Source organism: Glutamicibacter sp. BW77 (assembly GCF_002332285.1).
Classification (GTDB): Bacteria; Actinomycetota; Actinomycetes; order Actinomycetales; family Micrococcaceae; genus Glutamicibacter; species Glutamicibacter bergerei.
Map to the genome: position 1 here is coordinate 16,253 of NZ_NRGT01000043.1, position 25,227 is coordinate 41,479.

At 63.9% G+C, this 25,227-nt stretch carries 17 protein-coding genes; 7 read left to right on the forward strand and 10 right to left on the reverse strand.

What is annotated here, in order from left to right; all coding sequences use genetic code 11:
- Complete coding sequence (locus CIK74_RS05225; RefSeq protein ID WP_096254724.1) at positions 1-876, forward strand: metal ABC transporter permease; 876 nt, start codon at positions 1-3, stop codon at positions 874-876.
- A gap of 125 nt (positions 877-1,001) precedes the next feature.
- Here CIK74_RS05225 and CIK74_RS05230 read toward each other — a convergent pair whose 3' ends face one another.
- Positions 1,002-1,697 (reverse strand): metal-dependent transcriptional regulator, encoded by a 696-nt coding sequence (locus CIK74_RS05230; RefSeq protein WP_096254725.1) that lies wholly within the window; start codon positions 1,695-1,697, stop codon positions 1,002-1,004.
- Between the two features lie 281 nt (positions 1,698-1,978).
- Between CIK74_RS05230 and CIK74_RS05235 the strand changes: the two genes are divergently transcribed.
- Positions 1,979-2,500, forward strand: a complete 522-nt coding sequence (locus CIK74_RS05235; RefSeq protein WP_141392872.1) for a hypothetical protein — start codon at positions 1,979-1,981, stop codon at positions 2,498-2,500.
- Between the two features lie 12 nt (positions 2,501-2,512).
- Entirely contained in the window at positions 2,513-2,767 is a 255-nt protein-coding gene (locus CIK74_RS05240) for a hypothetical protein (RefSeq protein ID WP_096254727.1), read from the forward strand.
- Positions 2,768-3,394: 627 nt separating this feature from the next.
- Here the strand turns inward: CIK74_RS05240 and CIK74_RS05250 are convergent.
- Positions 3,395-3,685 (reverse strand): MerR family transcriptional regulator, encoded by a 291-nt coding sequence (locus tag CIK74_RS05250; RefSeq protein WP_255248504.1) that lies wholly within the window; start codon positions 3,683-3,685, stop codon positions 3,395-3,397.
- 124 nt (positions 3,686-3,809) lie between these two features.
- Between CIK74_RS05250 and CIK74_RS05255 the strand changes: the two genes are divergently transcribed.
- From CIK74_RS05255 to CIK74_RS18920, 3 genes are all read left to right on the forward strand, one after another.
- Positions 3,810-4,238: an Hsp20/alpha crystallin family protein gene (locus CIK74_RS05255; protein WP_096254729.1), complete on the forward strand. Its 429-nt coding sequence runs from the start codon at positions 3,810-3,812 to the stop codon at positions 4,236-4,238.
- Between the two features lie 376 nt (positions 4,239-4,614).
- Positions 4,615-4,908: a hypothetical protein gene (locus CIK74_RS05260; RefSeq protein WP_096254730.1), complete on the forward strand. Its 294-nt coding sequence runs from the start codon at positions 4,615-4,617 to the stop codon at positions 4,906-4,908.
- A gap of 654 nt (positions 4,909-5,562) precedes the next feature.
- Positions 5,563-5,904, forward strand: a complete 342-nt coding sequence (locus CIK74_RS18920; RefSeq protein WP_205738254.1) for a hypothetical protein — start codon at positions 5,563-5,565, stop codon at positions 5,902-5,904.
- Positions 5,905-6,481: 577 nt separating this feature from the next.
- Here CIK74_RS18920 and CIK74_RS05270 read toward each other — a convergent pair.
- From CIK74_RS05270 to CIK74_RS05285, 4 genes are all read right to left on the reverse strand, one after another.
- Positions 6,482-7,537, reverse strand: coding sequence for an iron ABC transporter permease (locus tag CIK74_RS05270; RefSeq protein WP_096254731.1), 1,056 nt, complete (start codon positions 7,535-7,537; stop codon positions 6,482-6,484).
- Positions 7,524-8,498 carry an iron ABC transporter permease gene (locus tag CIK74_RS05275; protein ID WP_240520461.1) on the reverse strand — a complete coding sequence of 325 codons (975 nt, stop codon included), beginning with the start codon at positions 8,496-8,498 and terminating at the stop codon, positions 7,524-7,526. Before CIK74_RS05275 ends, CIK74_RS05270 begins: the two co-directional genes overlap by 14 nt.
- A 76-nt stretch (positions 8,499-8,574) precedes the next feature.
- Positions 8,575-9,339, reverse strand: coding sequence for a siderophore-interacting protein (locus tag CIK74_RS05280; protein ID WP_240520462.1), 765 nt, complete (start codon positions 9,337-9,339; stop codon positions 8,575-8,577).
- A gap of 114 nt (positions 9,340-9,453) precedes the next feature.
- Entirely contained in the window at positions 9,454-10,458 is a 1,005-nt protein-coding gene (locus CIK74_RS05285) for an ABC transporter substrate-binding protein (RefSeq protein ID WP_096254734.1), read from the reverse strand.
- 644 nt (positions 10,459-11,102) lie between these two features.
- Between CIK74_RS05285 and CIK74_RS18470 the strand changes: the two genes are divergently transcribed.
- On the forward strand, positions 11,103-11,519 hold the full coding sequence (locus CIK74_RS18470) for a 4'-phosphopantetheinyl transferase superfamily protein (protein ID WP_141392873.1): 417 nt from the start codon (positions 11,103-11,105) through the stop codon (positions 11,517-11,519).
- 26 nt (positions 11,520-11,545) lie between these two features.
- Here CIK74_RS18470 and entS read toward each other — a convergent pair whose 3' ends face one another.
- Genes entS through CIK74_RS05310 form a run of 4 tightly spaced genes read right to left on the reverse strand, consistent with a single transcriptional unit; the run spans position 11,546 to position 25,185 of the window.
- The gene (entS, locus tag CIK74_RS05295; protein WP_170947748.1) at positions 11,546-12,904 is read right to left on the reverse strand and encodes an enterobactin transporter EntS; all 1,359 of its coding nucleotides are present in this window, start codon (positions 12,902-12,904) and stop codon (positions 11,546-11,548) included.
- Positions 12,901-13,095, reverse strand: coding sequence for an MbtH family protein (locus CIK74_RS05300; protein WP_096254737.1), 195 nt, complete (start codon positions 13,093-13,095; stop codon positions 12,901-12,903). The genes entS and CIK74_RS05300 overlap by 4 nt, the downstream gene beginning before the upstream one ends.
- A gap of 49 nt (positions 13,096-13,144) precedes the next feature.
- Positions 13,145-17,170 (reverse strand): non-ribosomal peptide synthetase, encoded by a 4,026-nt coding sequence (locus tag CIK74_RS05305; protein ID WP_096254738.1) that lies wholly within the window; start codon positions 17,168-17,170, stop codon positions 13,145-13,147.
- A complete protein-coding gene (locus CIK74_RS05310) occupies positions 17,170-25,185 on the reverse strand; it encodes a condensation domain-containing protein (protein WP_096254739.1) in 8,016 nt (2,671 codons plus the stop codon). The genes CIK74_RS05305 and CIK74_RS05310 overlap by 1 nt, the downstream gene beginning before the upstream one ends.
- Between the last annotated feature and the right edge of the window lie 42 nt (positions 25,186-25,227).

Genomic DNA, 25,227 nt, shown 5'->3' on the forward strand with positions numbered 1-25,227 from the left:
TTGACTCCCCTCGATTTTTTCATCGAACCCCTGAACTACGGCTTCATGCTGCGGGCACTGATCACCACCCTCATAGCCTCCGTGGTCTGCGCCGTACTCTCGTGTTGGCTAGTACTGATCGGCTGGTCCCTCATGGGCGACGCCGTCTCCCACGCAGTACTCCCCGGAGTAGTCCTGGCCTACATCATCGGAGCTCCCTTCGCCGTGGGCGCCGTGGTCTTCGGCTTCCTGGCGGTACTACTCATCGGTATTGTCCGTGACACCAGCAGAGTGAAAGAAGACGCCGCTATTGGTATCGTTTTCACAACATTGTTCGCCCTAGGTCTGGTTCTAATATCCGTCACACCCTCGAACACCGACCTGAACCACATCATCTTCGGTAACCTTCTTGGCGTTTCATGGGCAGATCTCACACAGATCATCGTTCTCGGCGCGTTGACGTTGGTGATACTCATAGTGAAACGACGCGATTTCACGCTCTATGCCTTCGACCCAACCCATGCCCATGCCATTGGTTTGAGCCCGCGTTTACTCGGAGCAATGCTCTTAGCGCTTTTAGCGCTTACTGCAGTGGTGGCGCTCCAGGCCGTGGGTGTGATCCTAGTGGTTGCGATGCTCATCATCCCAGGGGCAACCGCATACCTACTTAGCAATCGATTCAATCGAATGCTCCTCATCGCGCCCACAATCTCGGCAGGTTGCGCCGTCATCGGTCTATACGCGAGTTACTACTTCGATACCGCCTCTGGTGGGATGGTCGTGCTTACCCAGGGTTCGGCGTTCCTCATGGTCTACCTTTTTAGCCCCCAGCATGGACTAGTCAGCACCCGTCTTAGCAAAAGACGTCGGGAAAAAGATCACCTAGCAAGTACATAGCGAAGCCCGAAACGCCCTCGAAGAGACGAGCAAGAGCCGGCAAACTCTTCCAACGAGATGCCTTGGACCTTGCCCGGCCCTTGCCTTCCCTGAAACAGAAAACTTCCTCCGTATATACCGATTTTTTACACTTCACACACAGGCTTCGAACCCCGCGAGACATATAACGCGTTCGCGGCGGTGTCCCCGAGCGACACGGATTTCTGAGCATCGCCGACGAGGACTTCCAGCGCCCCGGAAAATGGAGCCCCTTGACCGACAGAAAGCCTGGCACCGATACGAAAACCCTGCTTCTCGAAAAACTTCAGCAACTGCGGATCATCATCTGAAATCCGTTCGATGACCACTTCATGCCCCGGACCTAATTCACTGAGGCATATAGCATCGGGCAGCTCAATATCACCCGAGGCCGACGGGATTGGATCACCATGTGGATCACGCGTCGGGAAATTCAAAAACTTATCGATTCGTTCCACCATAAAGTCGGAAACTGCGTGCTCGAGGTTTTCTGCTTCATCGTGGATCTGGTCCCAGGAATAACCTAAAACCTGGACAAGGAACGTTTCCAGTAGTCGATGCCTTCGGACCATTTCGACAGCGTATTGACGACCGGCTGGTGTCAGCTCCACCGATCCATAAGGAGCATGTTCCAACAAGCCCTGTGCGGACAGCTTGCGTACCCCGTCCGAAACTGAAGATAACTTCAGTCCGATCCGTTGGGCAATTAGCGAGGGAGTCACCGGGGTCGAAGACCATTCCGATAATCCCCAGACCACTTTCAGATAGTTCTGTGCGCTTGTGGTGAGCTCAGTGACGGACATGAAAAAATTCTATCGCTTGATCATCTCCTTTCCACGCCGAACTCTATGCCAGTGACAAGTCGTGAGAACCATAAACGATTGTTTACGGTGTCCCGTAAGGGGAACCCTGGCTGGGACGCTTGGGGGGAGCTATCGAGACTGCACGGAATAGGTGACCCTCAGCATCCCGTCCCTTTGAGCTACCAGAATTGGACCTCCTACTTAAGTAGTATTTACAGTAAAAATAGGCGCTGTTAGTGTCGAGATAAGACATTACTCCATACGATAGTTAGGAAAATATCTTGTCATCTAGAAATATGCTCAGGCCATCTATAGCTATCCTTGCCGCTGCTGCGTTGGCTGCAACTTTTGCGGCACCAGCTAGCGCAGCGCCGGCTCTAAAAGGAACCTCAGTATCCGTTGATGCTCAAAGCATCACAGAGGATCAGAAGCAAGCCGAAGAGCTGCTTCGAATCATTGATGAGATTCCAGAATCGGTACTCCTTCAGGGAGACGAAGCAACGCGTCAGTGGATTTCGGAACATTTGGTTCAGGGAACCGGCATTGAAGGAGTCGCGTCGGCAGCGGGTTTCCTTGAATGCTCCGGAGCTATCCTGCTGGCCATCGGTACTACCGCGATCCCAGTTGCCAAGATTCTGAAGATCAAAAAGCTTATGAACTCTCTTGGTGGTGTAAATGAGGCAATCAGAATTATGTGGGGAGCTAGCTTCTCCTATGAGAAACTTCAAGCTTTAGGTGGAGCTGCAGCCGCTCTAGGAGCTGAGCTGTTGGGTATTGCTGCCATTAAAACTGGGTGTACTTAAGGAGTGAGTTCCATGAAGAATTATATTAGGCCTGTTCTGACCCTGCTGTGCGTTGCACTTGCTGCGGTGGCGTATTTTGCCTTCAGCAACATCTTTGTTGCTTTGATTTTCGCGGCGTGTGGCGTGATGCTCTGGGCCTTTTTCGGAGAGAAGTATGATGCCTCCGTGGAGATCACGAAGAAGGTTGATCCTCGGGAACTGAAGGAATATCGCCGTCAGCATCCTGGTGCGTCCATTACTGACGCGATTCGAGCAACTCAGCCTTAGATTCTCAAAAGCTATATCCAGAGGGTGCCCCATTCACTGGGGGTACCCTCTACTCATATTTAGAGATGGAGACATCGGCTAGGCGGGTTTTTCCTTGGTGCACGGTTGGCCCGTGAAAGATATGTTTGGTGGCTCGGTCAAGATCAGGGGCTAAGCCCTCCGGGTTTCAATGGATAAACAAGTCATCAGTCCAGAAGTGCAGCATCCTGCGTTTGAACGTGCGGCTCTTCTGAAGGGGTACGAGTTAGCCCTGGTTGAAGAGCTTGTGGTATGCGCACGTGATGTGGCAAGCATTCCGTTTTGTCCAGCCTTCGCGGGCGGCGCCCTTCGCTATGACGCACTGCGTCCTGCCACATAACGCTCGTGGATTGCGGTTGGCGTAGCGGTAGCCCGGGGACTGTAGAGTGCTCGCTGTTGGACCCGATACTGACGCAAACCACGCTCTCCTGCAAGGTAAAACACGCCAACCTGGATCACGCGAAGCGCGAACGAGCCGCCAGGCGACCATAGTATGCACGCAGCGTGAATAAACTGTGCGCAATTGCGTCAGCACGAAATACAACTTGCGCACAGGCAATATTGCCGTGAATACCTGCGCTGGGACAAACCCTTCTGACAGGTACGCCCCTACCGTTTCGAGAGCCTTGCGCGCAAAAGGCGGTTCTCCTCTTCCAAGATCAGCACCCTCTCTATTCCAGCCAAATTCAACCCCTCACCAAGCAGCTCAACTATCCTTCCAATGCGCGCCAAATCCACCCGCGAGTATTTTCGAGTACCTCCGTTGGTGCGCCGAGGAACCACCAACCCCCGTGACTCATAGAGCCTCAACGACTGCACGCTCAACCCGACCGTACCCGCCGCATAGGATATCGAATAGTTATCTTCACCTGGTAGGGCATGAGCTTTAGAAATTTCCAAAAAATTAATCTTTCTTCTTGCGCCATCTGATATTCATGTGATATAAAATCTACATCATTGGAGATAGATTTTGGATCTGGCTCCAAGTGCACCATCAGCAACATTGCCGAGGAAAGGAAGAACAATGATGATGCAAAATGATGTCCTGCGCGATTTCGACCGACTGGTCCAGCGGACTTTCAACACCCAGCTCAGCCCCGAACGCGTCAATGCCATGCCCATGGATGCGTGGCGCGACGAACAAGGATTCCACGCGGAAATCGACCTCCCAGGAATTGACCCGGAATCCATCGACGTGGCCATTGAACGCAACGTCATGACCATCAGAGCTCAACGTCCTAAGCCTGAAGGACGTCGCAACGTCTTGGGCAATGAACGAGTGTGGGGTCATTTCAGCCGGGAATTCATCCTTGGAGAGCACCTGGACACGGAGAACATCAGCGCGAACTACGCCGACGGGGTACTGAGTTTGGACATTGGTCTGGCCGAGTCAGCCAAGCCGCGGAAGATCAAGATTCTGCGCGGAAAGTCCACGAAGTCCATTACCAGGTAGAGCTGATGGAACAGTGCCATGGAAACGTTGCTCGTTTACCTGGAAGAACTGCTCGCTGAGGACGATAGGGACTTCTTAGCACAGCTCAGTGATCGGCTCGACCAGTTCATAGTACGGCGAAGCCTAGCTTATCCACCCTGCAGGAAGCGTTGCGGACTAGGTTCGGCTTCAGACCGGTCGAGTAGCAGGAACATGATACCTAGCTGGTACCACCGGCAGTTCGGCTATCGCACTCAGGTGCTGACCTTCAGATTCCCAGAAAAGAACAGATCCCCACCCATAGGGCCACCATACTCGGTAGCGGCAGTGGGTCGAACGGGCCGGTGCCCAGCTTTAGGGCTGAGCACCGGCCCGAGAGCTCAGGAGCGTGAAAAAAGTGAACGGATCACTACTCAGTATTCACCTGTCTGACGAACAGGCCACGGAACTGCAAAACGCTTTGTGCAGTCGCCGAGACCATTACGTGGAGTTGCTCAACGGCCCAGGAACAGAAACCAGTGCTGCACGTCCAGAGGTCGAAAGGTACTGGAAGGGAAAGGTGCAGGACATCCAAACGCTGATCGACTCGATCAGCGTTTCCCTTTATGGGGCGCAAGAGAATGCGTCGATCTCTGCTCGCACCTCTAAGAGTGCAGAAGCGCTGCCAAACATTTATGAAGCGCCCGATTGAGGATTACGAGCTATCAAGCATTTGAAGCCTTGGAAGATGCCAGTAGCAGCATGAGCAGTCGACCATATTACGCTGCTGGCCCGTGTAGATGGCCTGAGCGATTGGAAATATAAGGCCGCCTGACCTTGAGGCAAGCCGCTAGTTTTCCGCTGACTAGTGAATTCATCACAATTGGTTCCATCGCAACGGGGCCTTGCCGCCAATCAGCTCATGATGGGGACCCGCCTTGCCTCATGTCAATATGCTTACGAAAATTAACCCCGTGCCTCAACTAAATTGCTCGCCAAACTCACTACTAGTTCCATTGCTACGGAACTTAGAGCGGGCAATCAGCTGCCCCTGAATCTCCGCGATCCGCCTGGTGAGCGCCGGATTTAAAGAATACTCGCGCGCTGCGAGCTCTGCCGTATGCCTTTCATCCATAGCCTTCAGCTCGATAATCCGTTGATAAGCGGTACGCGGAGCATTATGCGTCCGCTTTCTGCGCCCTGACCTCGCGGTGCCATACCCGCTGGCGTTCACCATGGGCAACAAATGGTTCTTCCGCTGGTCAACCAACACCCAAGGCTCATTGAGTAACGCCATTTCTTCCCGCGTTTCATACCGGAACCTGAAAGCGTGCTTGCGCACCCAACCACTATTTCATTGCTCCACATGCACATTATCGTTGTGCTTATACGGTCTGGCCCGCGTCAGCGCGAGGTGGTTCGTTTCGGCTCATTCAATGAATGGCACATTGATAAATCCGCCGCTGTTATCGAAGTCGAGCCCTGTCACCGGACACGGCAAACCAGCTACAAGGCTCTGGATGCCGGCCATCACATTGCAGTAGGCGCGGTTCTTCACCGCAATAATCACCGTCCAGCCAGCGAATACGTCGGTGAGCGTGACGGAGTACAGATATTCGCCTTAGAGGTTATGCTCGCAATGCGACAGTATCGACTTCAAAGAATCCGGGTTCTTGCTCCATTGGAGTACCTGAGCAGCGGACTTTAATTTCCGAGCGGAGCATTGAGCCGGCCTTAGTCGCGGAAAGAGACAATGGCTATCTAGCATCGAGAAACTGCTTCGGATGGCGATTCATCGTGGCAGCTGACATGCACTGCAGTTCCGCTTTCACCTCGTCGGTGAGTAGCACGGAGAGTTTTCCGAATTCATCGAAGCGTTCACGGCATTTGATGTCCTCGGAGATTGTTGCGGCGAGGTATTTGCCGCAAGGATCCCCGCAGAGCGGCCAGATGCGTTCCAGGATCCTGAAGGACGCCAGTTGATACTCGCTGGCCCTGCGCCGCGGGACGGTGTAGGTACCTAGCCGGTGATCCGTTGGTGTTCTGCGCTCAGACGGTGTCTGGTGTTGGCTCTGGATCAGCCGGTGGGCGCGCGGAGATAGTCCAGAAGGATTCCCTTTTCGCGTTTCGTGGCTTTGGCGAAGCATTTGATGATTTGATGTCGAGTGTTCATTCAGAGTACTTGTTTCATCACTTCAGCAGAACCCTGTGCTCGTTGGAACGCCAGAGTCTTCGCGAGCAGAAGTAAATGAGGCATGGGCTTCGTGTGGCGCTTTGATGAGGGGTCAACGCGCCCCCTTACGCGAAAGCACCAGCAGGATCCACACCAAGAACGGCGCGCCGGCAATGGAGGTGACCAGACCGACCGGCAGCAGCACCGGAAACAGGTTCTGTCCGATCAAATCCGCCAGCAGCATCAGCACCACACCGGTCAGCGCCGCCCTTCCGGGCGTGGGATGGGTCGTCCCGAACATTCGCTGGGCCAGCTGTGGGGCGACGAAGGCGATGAAACCCACTGGACCAGCGACCGACACCGTGGCGCCGGCAAGTAGCACCGACAGGGCCAGCATCAGCAGGCTCGCGGCACGCACCGGCAAACCCAGGGCCGCGGCCACGTCGTCGCCCAGTGCCAGAACATCCAGCCACCGAGCGCACAGCCCGATTAGCGCGGCGCCTGCCACGAGGACCACCAGCGCCACCGGGGAGAGCAGGCCCCAGGTGGCCAGCGACAGGCTTCCGGTAAGCCAGACCATGGCGCTATTTAGGTCCGGCAGCTCCGCACGCAGTAGTAGCCAGCTGACCCCGGCACCCAGTCCAGCGTTCACTCCCAGCCCCACCAGCACCAACCGGAAGGAGCTGATGCCACCGCGGTAGGAAACGGCCAGGACGACCGCCCCGGCCAGCAGGGCGCCCAGTGTCGCCGACAGCGGCAGCCGCCATGGGCCCAGCAGGAGGATGGCGGGCACGGCGTTGGAGCCGACGATGGAGGCGACGGCTCCAAGGCTGGCGCCCGAGGTCACCCCAATAATATCGGGACTGGCCAGCACATTGCGCAGTACCGCCTGGGTGACCGCACCGGAGATACCGAAGCCAACGCCCACCACGATCGCGGCTAGGGCACGCGGACCCCGCAGGTCGCGCACCAAGAACATGGTTCCCGAATCGGCTTGGCCACTGATCACGAGCCACCACAGGCGCAGGTCTAACCCCAGCCCCAGTGCGTTGACCAGCAGCAGCAGCCCGGCGGCGGATAACACGCCCCAGCACAGCAAGGAGCGCCAATGCAGACCGGTGGCGCGCACCGCCGGAGCCGCCGGACGGATGAACTCAGAGACTGTCAACGGCTCTCCTCATGCGCGGGCTGCGCGCGATCAGAATAAACAGGGGTGCGCCGAGAATAGCCAGCATGATGCCCACGCTCAGCTCGCCGGTGGGCAGCACCAGCCGGCCTGCGGTATCGGCCAGCAGCATGATAGCTCCGCCCAGGGCTCCGGAGAGCCACACCGCGCCAGGTAGCCCGCCAGGTGCAATCCGCTTGGCCAGGTGCGGGGCCGCGAGACCGAGAAAGGCAATGGCTCCCATCGAGGCGGTCGCCGCTGAGGCAAGCACTACCACGGCGAGCAGGCCTACGAGCCGGTCCCGGATGACGTTGCGCCCCAAGCTGGAAGCCACATCGTCGCCCAGCGCCAGCGCGTCAAGCGAGGAAGTATTCAGGACGGTGAGCAGCAGCCCAAGGGCCAGCCACGGGCCCACGTCCCAGAGCACGGAGGCGTCGCGTCCGGACAACGAACCGACGGTCCAGTAGCGGAAGCGGTCCATGGTGACCTTATCCAACAGCACGACGGCGCTGGAGACGGCATTCAACACTCCGGTGATGATGCTGCCGGCCAGAATCAGGCTGGTGGCGGCGTTGGCGAGCCGAATGCGCGCGGCCAGGCCGAGCACCATCGAGCCGGCAACTAGCCCCCCGAGCAGGCCGAAGACGGTGTATTGCGCGGGCGAAACAAGGTGGAACACGCTGATGGCCAGAACCACCCCTGCGGCCGCTCCTGAGCTTACGCCGAGCAGGCCCGGATCGGCCAGCGGGTTACGCGTGTGCGCCTGGCACAAGGCTCCGGCCACGCCCAGTGAGATGCCGCAGACCAGGCCGAGCACGGTGCGCGGCACTCGCAGAGCCATAACCGAGGCGTTGGCTTCAACGAGGTTTCCCTGCTGACCGCGCAGGTAGGCCAGGACATCGACTGCCGGTACCGGCTGGGAACCGTAGAGCAGGCTAGCGGCGACGGCAAGCAGCAAAGCCACGGCGCAGGCGACGAAGACCGGCAAGCCTTTGCGGGCCGGCCGGTCCACCGCCAGGTCGCGCAGACCGGCGCTCATGCTAGTCCTCGTCGTGATGGTGGTCGTGGTCTGTCTGGCCCCGGCGCCAGTAGCCGTCGACATCCCAGTTCTCGCGGTCCAGCCCCAGATCGTTCTTCAGGTAGCGACGCAACGGCTTAATGGACATCGACTCGCCGGCCACCCAAATGAAGCCCTCCCCCTGGGGCAGTTGCTGGGCTTTCACGGCCTGCACCAGCAAATCGGTGCTTCCTGCCGGGGACGAGCCGCGATGCAACCAGCTGACCTGCAATTGTGCTCGGCTGTCCAGTACGATCTCATCGGCCGCGTCGTTGACCTCGATGAAGGCGAAAACCTTCGCCTCGGCGCGCAGGCCTGAAACCCATCGGGCCAACGCCGGCAGGGCGGTTTCGTCCGCGGCCAGCACATACCAGTCGAAGACGTCCTTCACCCGGAAGGAGCCACGCGGGCCGAGCAGGGCCAGTTGCTCGCCGGGTTGCGCGGTGCCCGCCCAGCGTCCGGCGACTCCGTGCTCATGCAGTACGAAATCCAGGTCCATCCATCCAGCCGCCGGGTCGGCATCCCGTATGGTGTAGTCTCGGCTGGTCATTGAGCGTCCATCAATCCACCGGTCGCCCACCACCGTGGGCAGCACGGCACGGCCTTGCTCATCGCGGTCAAAGAATACCTTGACGTGGTCTTCGGCTGCGACACTGCGAAGCGACTTCAGGTCCTCGCCGACTACGCGGATGCGCACCATGCGTGCTCCCAGCGGCTCCACCGATTCGACGGTCACTAGCCGGGGCACGAGCGGATGCGTATACGTGGCGTTCTTGGGATTTTCTTCGTCCGGTGCGATGAGTTCGCCGGAAGCCGGATCATGGGTCGTGATAATCATGGATAGGTCCTTTGGACTTGGGGACTAGAGGCTCTTGAGTGATTCTTCGATCTGCTCGGCCACACGCAGGGCGGCGCCATAGTTGTCTGGGAAGAAATGGGTCAGACCGAAGGCGTGCTTGTCCTTGAGCGCTGGCAGCGAGGTCCAGGTAGCTTGTCCTTCGAGGGTGTCAAGCGCGTCGGAAGCACCGTCGGTGTACTGCGGGTAGTAGATCACCGTGGCGTCGTCGATCTTGGAGAGTTGCTCAAAGGAAAGAAACACGCCGTTTTCGGCTTCTTCGTTCTTGACCGCCTCGACGGCCGGCGCCCCCAGATCATCCAGGACCTTGCCAATCCAGGAAATCTTGGAGTAAACAGTGACCTCCTCGTAGGCGTCCACGGCCGCGAAAGCATTCTCCGACAGCTGCTTGGCGTAATCGGACTTCATCTGGGCGATCTTGTCCTCGTAAGCCTTCTTTTGCACTTGGGCCTGCTCGCCGTTGCCCAGAATTTCGGCCATAGCCACCGAGGCGTCGCGGGTACCGGCAGAACCGTTGGTGCGGATCAGCACGGTGGGTGCGATGGCGTTGAGCTTTTCGAATTCGGCTTTCTTCTCGGAGCTCAGTTCCTCCGAAGTATCGTCACCGCCGCGGATGAAGCCGATCATCATGTCGGGCTTCAACTCAACGAGATGCTCGTAGTCCCATCCATCCGGGGTAAGAATAGACGGAAGCTTTTCCACGGCGTCGAAGTCTGCCGCGTTGCCGAAGGAATCGTCGAAAGTGTCGCCGGCGGTGGCCAGCGGCGTCAGGCCGGCCTCAACGGCAGGCACGGAACCGCCTTCCAACGCCACCACTTGTTGCGGGTCTGACGGGATACTGACCTTTCCGAACGCGGTATCAACGATGACAGTGCCGTCAACATTCTGCGCTGCCGCGGTGGCGGAAGTACCGCTCTCGCCGTTGGCATTTGTACTGGCGGCACAGCCAGTGGCGAGCAAGGACAGAGACAAGGCCATAGCGGCCCAGCGGGCGCGTGGAGTGAATTTCATGTGCGAGTACCTTCGGAGTCGTCGAGTCTAGCGAAAACTTCGGTGACTGAGCAGATCACCTCGGCCAACGTTATCATAGGCTCACCTTACTCAAAAACGTTCTACTGTGTGTTCGTAATTATTCATCTTTATTGACCCGGTCCTGTCGACCGAAGCCCCACGGCCCAAGCGGTCGCGATTTGGCGCGTTGGATTTGGCGCGTTGGATTTGGCGCGCTGGAAGTGGCATGGAAAGAGAATCAGTCGCGTGAGCCGTACCCGATGCGGCAGAATCCGCCGTAGGCTGGAGGTGTGGAACCCGCAGAACATCTCCGCCCCGCCCCGCAGCCCGCTGCACATCTGAGCTATCTCACCGCCACGGTCGACGAGGTCCGGGTCAAGGTCGCCGAGCTGGGGGGCTATGCGCAATTGCTAGGCCCCGAAGCGACCAAGGCCGGCACCTTCAAAGACCCTACCGATGCCGCGGCGCTGCTCGCGTCCAGGGCGTTGCTGCGTCTGCTGCTGGCCCGGAAACTGCACGTCGATCCCCGCGCTTCACGTTTACTGCAACTTACCCGCCACTGCCCGAAGTGCGGCGTCGCAGACCACGGCCAACCGCGCCACCCGCAGCGCGCCGTATCGCTGTCCCGTACCAGGGAGCTGGCTATGGCGGCCGTGGCGCCTGCCGATGTCCTGCTGGGCGTCGATGTGGAACGTGGGCCGGGGCTGCACCCTCCGGGAGTATTCCCCGGGTTCGATGATGCGGTACTTTCTCCCGGCGAGCGCACCGCAGCGGGTGCCGCGGTGCGCCCCGACGCTCTGCGCTTGACCTTGTTCTCAGCTAAGGAGGCCCTGCTCAAGGCGGCGGGGGTGGGGCTGGCTGTTGACCCGGCCAGTTTCCAGGTTTCCACCGGCCCGCTGGGCCCGCCCGCTCGGTGGTCCCAGGTACACACGCCCGGCGTGGAATCCGGCCCGGTGTACCTGCAGCCAGTGGACGTCGGCCACGGGCATGTGGCTTCACTGGCCTGCACCGTGCCCCTGCCGGTCGAGCGCTTAGAAACCTGGCAACTGCTCGGTTCATGAACGTCAGGGACGACGCCGGAGCAGGCCTATGGGCCGTCAGCGCCCCGGAAGCTGGGATCAGCTTCCGGGACAATGATCTCTTCCGGCGTTTCGGACTCGATCCGGAGTGCGCGCAATTCGCGAGCACTCAATACCACCACGGCGCTCAGGCCGGCGGCTAGCGCGCCGCCTGCAGCGATCGCTCCGCCTGGTCCTAACACCTTGGCCAGCAACGAGAGTAAGGGCCCGCCCAAGGTATCACCCACGGTACCTTGGGCGCTCCATACGGCGCTGACCCGGCCGAGCAACCGGTCCGGGGTGCGCCCGGCGATAATCGCATAACGGAATATCTCGGCCAGCACATCCCCCACGCCAGTCAAGGCCATGGCTGCCAGGGCCAATGGCAGCGAACTGGTCAGGCCCAGGGCCAGCACGCCTAGGCTGGAAGCGCACAGTACCACCAGCAGCACTCGGCCTGCGGGCCGCACCCGTCCGGTCCAGCCGCTGCTCAGCGAGGCGAGCAGGGCTCCGGCTGCCGGTGCTGAATACAGCAAGCCGGCGGCTTCAGGTCCCAGCCCCAGCTGGCGCTCGGCGAACTCCGGAATCAGCACGTACGGCGAGGCGCACAGCAGCTGGATGAACCCCAGCAGCATGATCGGGCCAACCACCCGGTCGCGCGCTACATAGGCCATGCCCTCACGGGTATCGGCCCATGCCTGCGCGCAGGTGCGACGAATGGCACCGAGTGTTCCGGCCTGCCGGATCTGCGGATCAGCCGCTGCCTGTTCGTCGATGCCCGGCTGCAGTTCAGGCAGTCCCCAGAGCAGGGCCATGCTGGCCAGACTCGCGGCGATGACCCAGAGATACAGCCAGCCCGGGCCGATCACTGCGTATAGCAGGCCGCCCAGGGCGGGGGTGAGCACCATGCCCAAATCCATGCTGATCGCCATGAGCGCACTCGCGGCCGGGAGCTGGGTCGGTTCCACCGTGCGTGGCACCGTGGCGGACAGCGCGGTGGCGCTGATGCCTCCAGCCAGCCCATCCACGGCCGCGGCCACGTGGAATGCGGCCAGCATCGGCTCAGCGGCAAAGGCATTAACTGCCAGGAGCGCGAAGCCGGCTATGGCTGAACCGCGGGCCGCCAGGATGATCTTGCGACGGTCCAACCGGTCCGCCATCAGGCCGCCGGACAGTGCCCCCGCGAAGCCGGCCAGGCCCATGACGGTTGCGACCAGGGCGACGTGGACGGACGAACCGGTCAGGGCATAAACCTGTAACGGAATCGCAGTGCTCAGCACGCCGATCCCCGCGATGGATACCAGACGCCCCCAAAAAATCAGGGTGAACGCTCTGCTGCTGCGCAGCGGACCCAGGTCGATTGAATGGCGGCGCAGCCACCGGATCACTGGGCGGATTCCCGCGGTGTGATATCAGTCCAGTGTTCCTGGACGTAGTTATTGGCCGCGTCCAGCTCGGACGGGCCGAATACCTGTGTCCAGCCGGCCGGGACCTGCGCGAAGTCGGGCCAGAGGCTGTGCTGATTCAACTGGTTGACCAGGACGAGGAAACTGCCGTCGGTTCGGTCGAAGGGATTCATGGTTTTGCTCCTTGTGCTATATGGAAAGTCAGGTAGGTCTGTTGACGGGTCAGCTGCCGGTGTGCCCGGCTTCGGTGCGGGCCAGGTCTTCGCGTAGCTGCGGCCCGACGATGCTCAGTGCTGCCGGGCTGGTCATCTCATGGTGCCCAGCCTCGATCAGCTGCTGGGCGAAGGGCCCGGCACTGTACTCGGACCAGCCGGCTGCGGTACGTGCCGGATCGCTGGCGACCACCCCATGGCGGCTCATCGTCGCGGTATACAGTCGGGTGTCCGCTCGGACCCGGTCGTAACGGGCACCGGGCAGCACTCCGACGCTATAGCCATAGGAGTCCATGATTGCCTCCAGCTTGTCGCTGGCGAAGTGGCTCCAGACTCCCTCGGCCTCTGCCAGAAACTCCAGCACATCCGCGCGCTGGTACGGGCTCCTGAGCCACTGGGGCAGCTCGCGCAGCGCCCCGGCCAGCAGAAAGTTCAGTGCTTCCTGCTCCAGCTCGGCGGCGTCCTCCGGGGCCGGTCCTTGGACGGGGTTCACGGTGACCGGGTCCGCATCAAGCAGCGAGAGCGTGAGCACCTGTTCCCCGTCCTTCTCCAGCGCACCGGCCACCATATGCGCCAGGTGTGCTCCGAAAGACCAGCCCAGCAGGTGGTACGGGCCGTGCGGATGGCGATTGCGGATCGCCTGCACCATGGAATCGCGCAACGCAGCCATGTCCTGCGGGGCCGGCCCAGTGAACCTCGGAGACTGCAACGCAATGATTTCGCGTCCACGGCCCAGATGCCCGGCCAACCCGGCGTAGCTCCAGCCCAGGCCACCGGCCGGGTGGAAGCAGTACAGCGGGGCGCCGGCCCCGCTGCCGCCAGCAAGCGGCAGTACCAGGTCGAAGGAGGAATCGGTGCCGGCGGACAGTTTGGAGGCCAGCAGTTCCACGGTGGGCGCCGCTGCCAGAGTGCCCACCGTCAGCGTCGTCTCGAAGCGCGAGCGCAGTAGCGAAACGGCACGCATGGCCTTGAGCGAATCCCCGCCCAGCAAGTAGAAGTCATCCTCCGCGTGCACCGAGTCCACGCCGAGTACGGCGCAGAACACCTCGGCTACCGCGGTCTGCGCGCCGCCAGACGGCGCCCTGCCCGCGATCGGGGCAGGAAGCGGCAGCGCGGCCACATCCAGCTTCGTGTTCGGGGTTAGCGGCAGCTTGCCGAGCAGCACCAGGTGGCTCGGGACCATGTAGTCCGGCAGCTCGCGGCGGGCCCTGGCCCGCACTGCGTCCACCAGCCCGGCGCGGTCCTCCTCGGTGTCCGCACCGGCGGCGGGTACCAGATATCCGATCAACGCCATGTGGCCCTGCGTCATCTGTCGAGCCAGCACTGCGCAGGAGCCGACGCGCGGATCCGCGGCGATCACCGCCTGCACTTCCCCCGGCTCGATGCGGTAGCCGCGGATCTTGATCTGGGCATCGGAGCGGCCGTGGAAGTGCAGCGCCCTGGAAGAATCGCGCGAGACAACATCCCCGGTGCGGTACATCAGCGTGCCCGGGGTGCCATAGGGGTTGGCTACGAAGCGGGAGGCGGTCAGTGCAGCGCGTCCCACGTAGCCATATGCCAGCCCGTCTCCAGCCAAGTACAGTTCGCCGGGCGCGCCCTCAGCGACCGGACACAGCGCGCTGTCCAGCACGTAAGCTTCGGTGTTTTCGATGGGCCCGCCGACCACCGGCACAGCACTGCTATCGGTGCCGGCGCCCAGGGCGTTGATGGTGTATTCGGTGGGGCCATAGAGATTGTAGCCCTCGGAGACGGGGTCCGCGCGCAGTGCATCCCAGACCTCGGCTCCCACCGCTTCTCCGCCCAATAACACCAATGCCGGATGGTGCTTCCCGGCTTGGAGCAGCCCCTCGGCCAGCAGCGCCGAGGCAACTGAAGGAGTCACATTAATGACGTCCACGCAATGCTCACGTAGGTAGCTAACCATCTGCGCTGCATCGCGGCGCAGCGCCTCATTCAGCACGTGCACGGTGTGCCCTTCGATGAGCCAGAACAGCTCTTCCCAAGACATGTCGAAGGCGAAGGACACGGTATGCGCGACAACCAGCGGGCGGTCCGGCACCCGAGCGATAGCCGGGTCGAAGATCTCGCGTCGGTGGTTGGCCAGCATGTTGACCAAGCCCCGGTGCGGTACGGACACACCCTTGGGCTCGCCGGTGGAGCCTGAGGTGAACATCAGGTAGGCGCTGTCCGCGTGCGAGTAGTCCGGATAAAGCTGAGCAGCTCCTGCATGGCCGGCGACCACGGCATCATCTAGAACCATGACCCGGGTTCCGGAGGCGGCGAGCTTCTCCGTGTCCCTCCATGAGCCCGGCTCCAGCAGTACCGCATCGGCACGTGCGGTGGCGAACATCTTCGCGGCACGGGCATCCGGGTAGGCCTCATCCAGGGGAATGTAGGCCGCTCCGACAGCCATCACTGCGAAGATGGCGGCCACGAACCGGTTCCCGCGCGGCAGGCCTAATCCCACCGTGGAGCCCGGGCCCAGGCCCTGGGCACGCAGCCAGCCGGCGATCGAGCAGACCTCGGCCCACAGCTCGGCGTACGTGAGGGTGTGCGCCCCATCGATCAGCGCAGGACGCTGCGGGTGGGCAGCAGCGGTGCGTTCCAGCAATGCGACCAGTGAATCCTCGCCCAGCTGCCGTGCGGTACCGGCCAGCCCAGAGGACTGCGGCTCGCCCTCGACCGCGGCCAGCACGGTACCCAACGGGGACTGCGCATGGTCAGCCAGCGCGGCCAGGGTGGCGATGACCGATTCCATCAGGCAGCCCGCGGCCGCGGCCGAGAACTGCTCTCCCTGATAAGCCAGAATCAACCGATAGATGTCGGCAGGATGCACGATGAAGGTCAGCGGGTAGTGAGTGGCGTCCCCGCCCTCGATCTCCACCAGCCCGGTGTCTGTGCTGAGCCTGTCCAGCGCCGCGTCGTCCTCCGGGGTATTGCGCATGACGTAGAGGGTATCGAATAGGGTGCCGATGCCGGCATCCTGCTGGATCGTGGACAGTCCGACGAATTGGGCCTGCAGGCTCTCACCCTGGCGGGTCTGCACCTGGCGCAGCAGCGCATCCACCCGGGTGTGCGGATCCAGCTCAGTGACCACCGGGACGGTATTCAGGAACAAACCAATCATCTCATCCACCCCTGCCAGCTCCGGAGGCCGGCCGGAGACCGTGGAGCCGAAGACTACGGTGTCCTGGCCGGTGAGCCGGCGCAGCGCCAGCGACCAGCCCAGGGAATAAACGGTGTTGATCGACACCTTAGCGGTGCGGGCCAGCGCGATCAGCGCCTCGGTCAGCCCGTCGGGCAGGTCCATCTCAACGACCTCGGGCAGCACTGCGGAACGTGCTGACGCTTCCGGAGCGACCAGGGTGCCGTCGTTAAGACCAGCCAGCAGGTTGCGCCACACGCCCCGGGCGGCCTCGGCATCCTGTTCGGCCAGCCACTGGAGGTAGCTGCGGAACGGGGTCGGCTCGCCCAGGGTATCGTCCCGGCCTCCGGCACGGTAGTGCCGCAGCAGCTCGGTGACCAGCAGTGCGTCGGACCAGCCGTCGATCAAGATGTGATGGTTGGTGACCACCAAGGCGCCCCCCTCGACTCCCAGATCGGCATAGGCGAAGCGGATCAGCGGTGGACGGCTCATCTCAAACTTCGTTTGGCGCTCATCGACCTGCAGTCGTTCGAGCCCGCGAACGGCTTGCGGGTCTGCCGATAGGTCCAACTGGCGCCAGGGCAGTGGAAGGAAAGCGGGGATGAACTGCACGGGAGTGTCGAACTGTTCATGAGCGAAGCCGGCGCGCAGAATCGGATGACGCTCGAGCAAGGTGGCGCAGGCTTGGCGCAGTGCGGGCACGTCCACCGGCCCGGCGAAGCGGTAGGTGGACTGCATGGTGTATACGTCCAGCGCCTCCGGGTCGGCCAGCGCGTGGAAGAGCAGCCCGTTCTGCAACGGGGCCAGCGGCAGCACATCGATGATCTCCGGTTCGGCCTGTTCGGCGTCCTGGATATTGGTGTTCTGGGCCTCGGTAGTTGGCGTGGTCACTAGTTTCCCTTCAACAAATTGGTCAGCGAGGCCATCGAGGCCCCGTCAAGCATGATCATGGGTTTGACGGCGTCCGCCGCCGGCGCAGAAGCCGCGGGAGCTTTCCCTGGATCCCCGGCAGTATTAGCGACGGCCGTGGCGGCAGGTGCGATACGTTGCACCACGGCGGCCAGATTGGCGGCGACCGGGTTGGCGAAGACCTGGGAGATCGTTGCCTTGTAGCCAGCCTTGCGCAGGGCGGTCAGCAGGGACATGGCGGCCATGGAGTCGCCTCCGGCGGCAAAGAAGTCGCTGTCAGTGCCGCCGCCTACGGGCAGGCGCAGCACCTGCCCGTAGGCGGCGGTCACCGCGTTCATGGCTGCTGTGTCCGCGCCGTGCGCTGCGGCATGCCGGGCACCCGCCGAGGTCAGGGCCTCGCGCGCCGCAGCCAGCCGAGTGGACAGCAGGCGGCGCAGCACCGGCAACGCGGTGCCCAGGGCCAGGCACTCCAAGGCCACGACCAAGGCGGAGAGCACCTGACGGGCGACGGATTCGGGTATTTCAGTGCCGAATTCCATTTCGACTTCCATGAGGTCGCCCACCGAGACACTGACCGATAGCGGGTATTCGGTGGCGTCCTCAGAGTGGATCTCGCCCAGGCGCGGGGCACCGTCCGGGGTGTTGCCCTCGGCTTGCGGATAGTTCTCCACGACCAGCAAGGTGTCGAACAGGGTACCGAGGCCCAGGGCGCCGGTGATCTTCGACAGCGGCACTCCGGCCGATTCAACGATCCGCTGGCCAGCTGCGTGGGCGGCTCTCAACAACGCCTTGGAATCCTTTTGTTCCAAGTTCATGGCCACCGGCAGGGTGTCGATGAACATGCCCGGCAGCTCGGACATGCCCGGCACGTCGATGGCGCGGCCGGAGCTGACCGTGCCATAAACCGGAACGTCCGTGTCCAACAGTGCGCCGAGCACCAGCGCCCAAGCGGCATTCGCCGCGTCAGCCACCGTGGCCGAGGCCTTGCGGGCGCGATTGGCCAGAGCCTTGTGCACGTGGGCGCCGAGCTCAGCACCGATCATCGTAGGCAGCGCGGTATTCTCCGGATCGCGGTGGCGTAATACGTGGCCCGGACGGTCCCCCGTCAACACCCGGCCCCATTGCGCGACCCGGGCCTGGTCGTCGCGCGAGACCAGTGAACGGGCGAAAGCGTCATAGCCACTACCGGCAGGGGCTACCGGCTTCGGGGCCGGGGCGCCCCCAGCGGCTCGCGCGTAGTTTTCGAACAACTCATCCACCAGCGGCGGGATGGACCAGCCATCGAGCAGCAAATGGTGGTTGGCCAGGATCAGCTGGCTGTGCGGCTCACCGGTTTCCGGGTGCTCTCCAAAATCGACCAGTTCCAGCCGCAGCAGCGGACCGGTTTCCACGTCGAAGCCGCGGACCAGGTGCTCGGCGCGGACCGCCTGTGCGACCTGTTGCCGGGACTTCAGGTCCAGCCCGTGGCTGCGGCGCACGGCCACCTGCGGGGTGAGCCCGGCCAGCGGGACGAACACCGGTGCGCCGTCTTCCGGCCAGTACACGGTGGATCGCAACTGCGGGTGTACCGCGGCCAGCGCGGCCGCTGCGCTCCGCAGCGTCGTCGGGTCCACCGGACCGAACAGCTCCAGAGCGGTCAGCGACAGGTAGGTGTCGTTCGGGGCGGAGGCTGCGTGCACGGCCATGGCCTGCTGCACCCCGGTCAGCGGCCAGACGCCCTGGGCTGCGGGGCGTTCAACTAGCAGCCGCGAGGTTTCCGCAGCTGCCATCCCCACGATGTCGTGCAGGGCGCCGGTGGTGCCAATGGCCAGCGGGTCTATCCCGGACAAGGCGACCAGCGCGGATCGTGCGGCATCCGGAAGACCGCGACCGGCGGCGTTGGCTGCGGCCAGCTGCCAGCGCAGCACCAGGTGCGGGCCGTCCACGGCCTCGGTGACGTAGCCGTTCAGTTCCACCGGGTGGGTGGCGGGCAGCGCCCGATGCAGTCCCAGCTCGCTTTCCAGTGCGGCGGCGTCCGCCGCCGGCTGCCACGGGCCTTCGGACACGGCCTCACGCCCCAGGTAATTGACCAGAAGCTGGGCGCTGGCAGCGTCCGCCGCGGCGGCCAGCTGGTCGCCGGCAGGACCGGCAAGGTGGCGCAGCATCCCGTAGCTGGCGGTATCTGTTGGCAGTGTGGCAGATGCGGCGCGTGCCGCACGCACCCAGGCTTCGGGTGCCAACCTCTGGGTGCCGCCGGTTGCCGCGGCGGACAGGCGCAGCGGCCAGGTGGCGGTGAACCACCCCACGGTGCTGCCGACTTCCACCGTGTCGCGGGCGTCGCTGAATTGGATGCCCGCCGGGCGTCCATGGCCTTCGGCCTCCAACAGCACGCTGGTACCGGCTTCCAGCGTGCCTACTACCGCGGCGTGTAGCACGGTGTCCATGCCGCAGCCCTCGCCCAGCGCAAGCAGTCTGCGCGTGGTCTCTGCATCCAAGGTGTGCACAACCTCCTGCGTGTCGGCCACTGTTCCCAGCTGCAGGGAATCCGAGTACCGCATCTGTGCCAGTTCCCCTGCATCCAGAACGGAAAGCCAGCGCTTGGTCAGCGTTTGGTCAGCGGCCAGGGTCTGTGCTGCCTCATGCGAGGCGGCAGCCCAGGCGCGGAGGTTGGCGGAGGCGGCCGGTAGGTTCCGGGAGCCCTGGACCAGTCGGCGCAGATCCTCGGTCAGCAGGCGCCAGGAGTAGATGTCCACGGCAACGTGATGCACGGCCAGCGCAAGCACGCCGTAGCCGGACTCAGCCGGGCGATACACGGCTGCCGCCACGCGGCCCGACCGCTCATCCAGTTCCCGGCAGGCGGTGCGCAAAACCTCGGAGAACTGCCGCTCACCGGAGTCGGCGGCCAGCGTGGTCAGTGGCAGTGCCGCGTCGGGCAGCACCGCGGCTCCGGAACCGTCTACCCGCAGGCGCAGGGCCGGGTGGCGTTCGGCCAAGATGGTCAGCGCCCGTTGCAGACTGGTCGCCGGGACGCCAGCGGGCACGTTGAGCACACGCAGCTGCTGGAAGCCACTGCCGTCCGCCCCGGTGCCTGCCAGCAGTTCGCGGTACCACGCCAAGGCCGGGGTGTCCTCCAATGCCCCGTCGGCGGCCAGTTCGGCCACCCGGGTCGGAGAAGCCTCGGCGGCGGCCGCGGCCAGCGCGGCAGCAGTCGGATTGCGATAGATCTCTCCCAGCGAAAGGACCAGTCCGCGGGCGCGCAGCGCGCCGACCAGCGCGATGACGGCCATGGAGTCCGCCCCCAGCGCGAAGATGTCCCGAGACGGGTCCACCGAGTCCAGCCGGAGTACCTCTGCAACGGCCTGGGCAGCCAGCGCGATGCGCGTAGTCTGCGCAACGGTGGACACGACAACCGAAGAATTTTCGGCGTCAACCGAGGCAGGCCCGGCAAAATCGGATTCGGTTCTTGCAGCTTCAACCAGCCGCGCGGAGAGCATCTCCAGACCCAGCTGCTCGGGTTGTAGCTGGATGCCGTCGGACAGTGCGGCCAGCGCGGTGCGCACGGCCTGGGCCAGCGCTGCCGCGGCTAGCAGATCTCCGCCGGCCAGCTCGACTTCCAGAGCTACCTCTTCCCCCGGGGTCAGCGTCAGGCACACCGGGTAGTTGGTGCCGTCCTCGCCTCCGAGCGCAGTGACCTCAAGACCGGAAACGCCCGTTTCCCCGCGGTGCGGGTAGTTTTCCACAACCAGCAAGGTGTCGAAGGGTTCGGCTCCGAGCACCGACTGGATCCGGCCCATACCCAGGTGGGCTGCACGAGCCAACGCGGTGTTTTGTCGGCGGGCCTCATCCAGCAGCTCCGTGCAGGGGGCTCCTGGACGTGGCTGCAGACGCACCGGGGCGGTGGTGATGAACATGCCGATCATCTCATCGATGCCCGGAACTTCCGCATCGCGGCCGGAACGGGTGGCTCCCAGCGCTACGTCAGCGGTGCCGATTACCGTGGCCAAAACGGTGGCCCAGGCGGCCTGGGCGGCGTCGGCCAGGGTATGCCCCGAAGCACGAAGCGCGGCAGAAAGCTCCGCGGTGGGCTGCGCCTGAAGGTAGGCGGTGGCGCTCACTGTGCCTTCGCCAGCGCGGGTCAGCGCGGCCAGCGCAGTGGGTGCGCCGAAGCCGGCGAACTCGCTACGCCAGGCATCCTCCAGCTCCCGGGAGCTGGTTTCCAACTGGGCCAGCCACTGAAGGTACCCGGTCATCGGGCGCGGTTCGGACAACCCGCCGCCAGCCAGCAGGGTGTTCAGTTCGCCGGTGAGCAGCGCGGTGGACCATCCATCCACCAGCAGATGGTGCAGGCAGAGGACAAGTTCCCAGGCGCTGTCCGCGGTGCGCAGCATCTTTCCGCTGGCCAGTGGTCCGGTAGCCAGGTCCATCGGCTCTGCGCGCAGGGCTGCCTCGACCCGGCCCACCGCGGCGGACACATCGGGCTCGGACCGCAAATCTGCGGCCTGCAGCTTCCAGCGCATCCGGTCCAGGATGGCCAGGCGCGGGGCGGGCAGGTCGTGCTGGAAGATCACGCCGCGCAGCTGGGGGTGACGTGCGGCCAGCGCATCCAGTGCGTGGGCGATCTGCGCGGCACCGGGCAACGAGGCTTCGTCCGCGGCGGCTATGCGCCAGCGCGTGGTGGTCTGATACGTTCCGTCGGTTTCGCGCTCGTGGTGCAATACCATGCCCAGCTGGGTGGGGGTCAGTTCCCACACGTCTACCACGTTGGCGCCCAAGCTGGCCGCCCGGGCGGCCAGCACTGCGGCGCGTTCGGCACCCAGGGCGGCCAGCCGGCCGGTGGCGTCGGTGCTAGCGGGCGCGGCCTCAGGCTGCCGCGCTTCAAGTTCGCGGGCGATGTCCGCCAGCGTCCCGGCGGCCAGCAACTTCGCCACGGAGTAGCCGTAGCCCTCACGGTGCAGCCCGGCAATGACTTGGATCGCGGCGATCGAGTCCCCTCCCAGTGCCATGAATCGCTCCCCCGGATCCGGTGCGCAGGACAGGCCCAGCACGCGAGTGACCACCGCGGTCACCGCGGCCAGTTCGGCGCCCGGCGCCTCCGCGGCTACGCCGGATTCCGCCGGCGCAGCCGCGGAGGCACCGCCGAAGTCCGGGGCAGGCAGGGCACGGGTATCCAGTTTGCCGCTACCGGTCACCGGCAGCGACTTCAGCAGCACCACCGCGGCGGGCACCATCACACGCGGCAGCTTGAGGGCGCAGGCGGTGCGCAAGTCGGCGGCCAGCCGCGGATCGCCCACGGCGGCCGGGTCAGCCGGGACCACCCAGGCCGCGAGACGTTCTCCCAGCCGCGGGTCCTCGACCTTCAGCACCACGGCACGGCGTACGGAGTGCTGGCCGGTCAGGAAGGACTCGATTTCTCCGGGCTCGATGCGCACGCCGTGCAAGGAGATCTGCGCGTCGGTGCGGCCGAGCAGCGCCAGCTGCCCGTCCGGACGCCGGACCGCGGCATCGCCGGTGCGGTACAGGCGCTCCCCCGGGGCGAAAGGGTGGGCGGTGAAACGGGCGGCGGTCAGCGCACTGCGCGAAAGGTAGCCGTCGGCCAGCTGCGGACCGGCCAGATAGAGTTCGCCCACGGTGCCCGGGGCGACCCGGCGCAGCAGGGAATCCAGGACCAGCGCCCCGGTGGCGCCTACAGGTCGGCCGACCACCGGTTGCTGCGCGTCAGCCACGGCGGCGGCAAGTGCATCCACGGTGGCTTCGGTGGGGCCGTACAGGTTGTAGACGGCGGAACCGGACGCGCGGGCCAGCTGTCCCATGCGCCGCCACAGCGCGGCGGGGAAGCTCTCGCCGCCGGCCACGCAGATTTCCGGCAGTCTGGTCATCGCTGCGCTGGAGATTACCGCATTCCACAGGGTCGGGGTGAAGTCCAGGTAGGCGATGCGGTGCGCGTCGACGTAGTCGGCCAACGCGAACGGGTCCAGGTACTCGTCCTCGGTCAGCAGATGCAGGGTATGCCCGGTGAACAACGCCAGGAAGGCATCCCAGTGTGCGTCAAAGTGGAAGGCGGAGGTGTGCGCCACCTGCAGGGTGCGATCCGTCGGGTAGAGCTCGCGCTGCTGGCGGGCGGCTAGGTGGGCCAATGCGCGGTGAGGCACGGCCACGCCCTTGGGCTCGCCGGTGGATCCGGAGGTGAACACGATGGCGGCGGTAGCCGCTGCCTGCGCGGCGAACGGCGCCGGGGCCGAGCACGATCCCATCCCGGTGGCGCGCAGACCCTCGCCATCCCAGATCAACGCCGGGATGGCGAGGTCTAGCGCGCGCTCGACGCCGGCGGCGGGCCATCCGTTGTCCAGCACCATCAGGGTCACGGCGCTGCGCAGCGCCGCCAGGTGAGCCACCACGATATCGATCCCGCGCGGCAACCGCACGGCCAAGGTCCGGTGGCCGGTGGCGACTGCCAGCAGTCCGGCCAGACGATCCGCGGTGTCCCTTGCCAACGCGTCGAGCTCCGCGTAGGTGTAGCTCATGCCGCCGACGACCAAGGCGGTGCCTTGCGGTGCGGCGGCGACCTGGCGGGCAAAGAGCTCGGGCAACAGTGGCTGAGGCCCGGCGTAGTCGCGGGCGGAGGTCTCAAAGCCGGTGACCTCGGCCGGGTCCATGAGCTCGACGTCGGCGATGCGGGACTCGGCGTCCAAGGCCAGTGCGGTGAGCCCGCGGACCAGGGCCTCTGCCAAAGTGGCTGCCACGTGCGCGGGGACTCGCCCATCGTATTCCAGTTCGAGGTGCCAGCTGTCCCCTGCACGCACGTGCACGTTGACCGGATAGTGGCTGGAATCGCCGGTGGCCTTCAGCGTGGCCTCCAGCTCATTCAGCGCGAAGTGACCCCGAGCGCCAATGGCTTCGAAACTGAGCAGCGACCACGCCAACTCGCCGGTTCCGGACAGGGCGCGCTCAATGCCCGGCACGCCAAGGTGCTGGTGCTCCAGGCTGCGGTTCCACCACTGCTGCTGGCGCACCGCGGCGCCCAGCAGGGTCTGCCCAGGCTGGTAGTCGCCGGCGGCGAGCACGGTCTCGGTGAGCATGCCGCAGACGGTGTCTGCGTCCGGGCGGGAGGGATCGCGCAGGGCCACGGGCAGGGCGAAGATGTTGCCGGTGGTACCGGCCGCGAAGTCCGCGGCCAGGGCCCAGGCGGTCCGCAGCGCGGTAGCGGGCGTGAATCCATGGGTCCGGGCGGCGGCGTTCAGTGCGGCGACGGTGGAGCTGGGAAGCTCACGGGTTTCGCTCGCCTGGCTGGTGCCGGCCAGCGCTTGCGCGCCCAGGAAATGCGGGCGCTGCCCGGTTTCGGCATGGGCCAGGCTCTCGGCAAAAAATGTGGCAGCGGCCTCTCGATCCGCGGAGGCGATCCAGCCCAGGTGGTCGGCGTAACTGCCAGTGGCGGCGGGCAGGTCGGCCGGGGCCGAGGCGCCGCGTACGGCGGCCAGCTCTCGCAGCCACTGGCCCAGCAGCAGCGGCATGGACCAGCCGTCAAGGACAAGATGATGCGCAGTGATGACCAACTCATGGGACTTGGATGATTCCGAGACCAGGGCGAAACGCAGCAGCGGAGGCTCCTGCAGGTCGAACCCGGCCGTGATCTGCGCGCTGGCCAGGGCCTCGACCTCCAGCCCGGTGGTGAATGCCCGGGCGGCCAGCTCCTCGTCCCACGGCTCTACGAAGGAGACCGGGTCCCCAATCTCGTCCAGCAGGAAGCCTGCACGCAGGTTTTCCACCCGGCGTAGCAGACTCATCGTGGCGGCGCGGGCCTCGTCCGGGTCCAACGGTCCTGTCAGCTGGACCCGGCTCTGACCGACGTAGGGGTCGGTTGCCTGCGGATGGTCTTGGAGCATCAGCGTGTGGGCCACCAGGCCGCGCTGCAATGCGGTGGTAGGCCACCAAACCAGCTGGGCATCTCGTGGGGCGGGCGCCGGCCCGGTGTCGGGCAGGCCGTGGGAATTTTCGACGTCTTGTCGGGTCAGTTCGATCATGGGGTCCTTTGGGCTGCGGTTTATACGGCAACGAGGTCAGAA

Bases quoted from the DNA above. Each gene is read 5' to 3' on its own strand.
- CIK74_RS05285 (WP_096254734.1), bottom strand. From the start codon at position 10,458: ATGAAATTCACTCCACGCGCCCGCTGGGCCGCTATGGCCTTGTCTCTG.
- CIK74_RS05255 (WP_096254729.1), top strand. From the start codon at position 3,810: ATGATGATGCAAAATGATGTCCTGCGCGATTTCGACCGACTGGTCCAG.
- CIK74_RS05230 (WP_096254725.1), bottom strand. From the start codon at position 1,697: ATGTCCGTCACTGAGCTCACCACAAGCGCACAGAACTATCTGAAAGTG.
- CIK74_RS05310 (WP_096254739.1), bottom strand. From the start codon at position 25,185: ATGATCGAACTGACCCGACAAGACGTCGAAAATTCCCACGGCCTGCCC.
- CIK74_RS18470 (WP_141392873.1), top strand. From the start codon at position 11,103: ATGGCGGCCGTGGCGCCTGCCGATGTCCTGCTGGGCGTCGATGTGGAA.
- CIK74_RS05300 (WP_096254737.1), bottom strand. From the start codon at position 13,095: ATGAATCCCTTCGACCGAACCGACGGCAGTTTCCTCGTCCTGGTCAAC.
- CIK74_RS18920 (WP_205738254.1), top strand. From the start codon at position 5,563: ATGCACATTATCGTTGTGCTTATACGGTCTGGCCCGCGTCAGCGCGAG.
- CIK74_RS05240 (WP_096254727.1), top strand. From the start codon at position 2,513: ATGAAGAATTATATTAGGCCTGTTCTGACCCTGCTGTGCGTTGCACTT.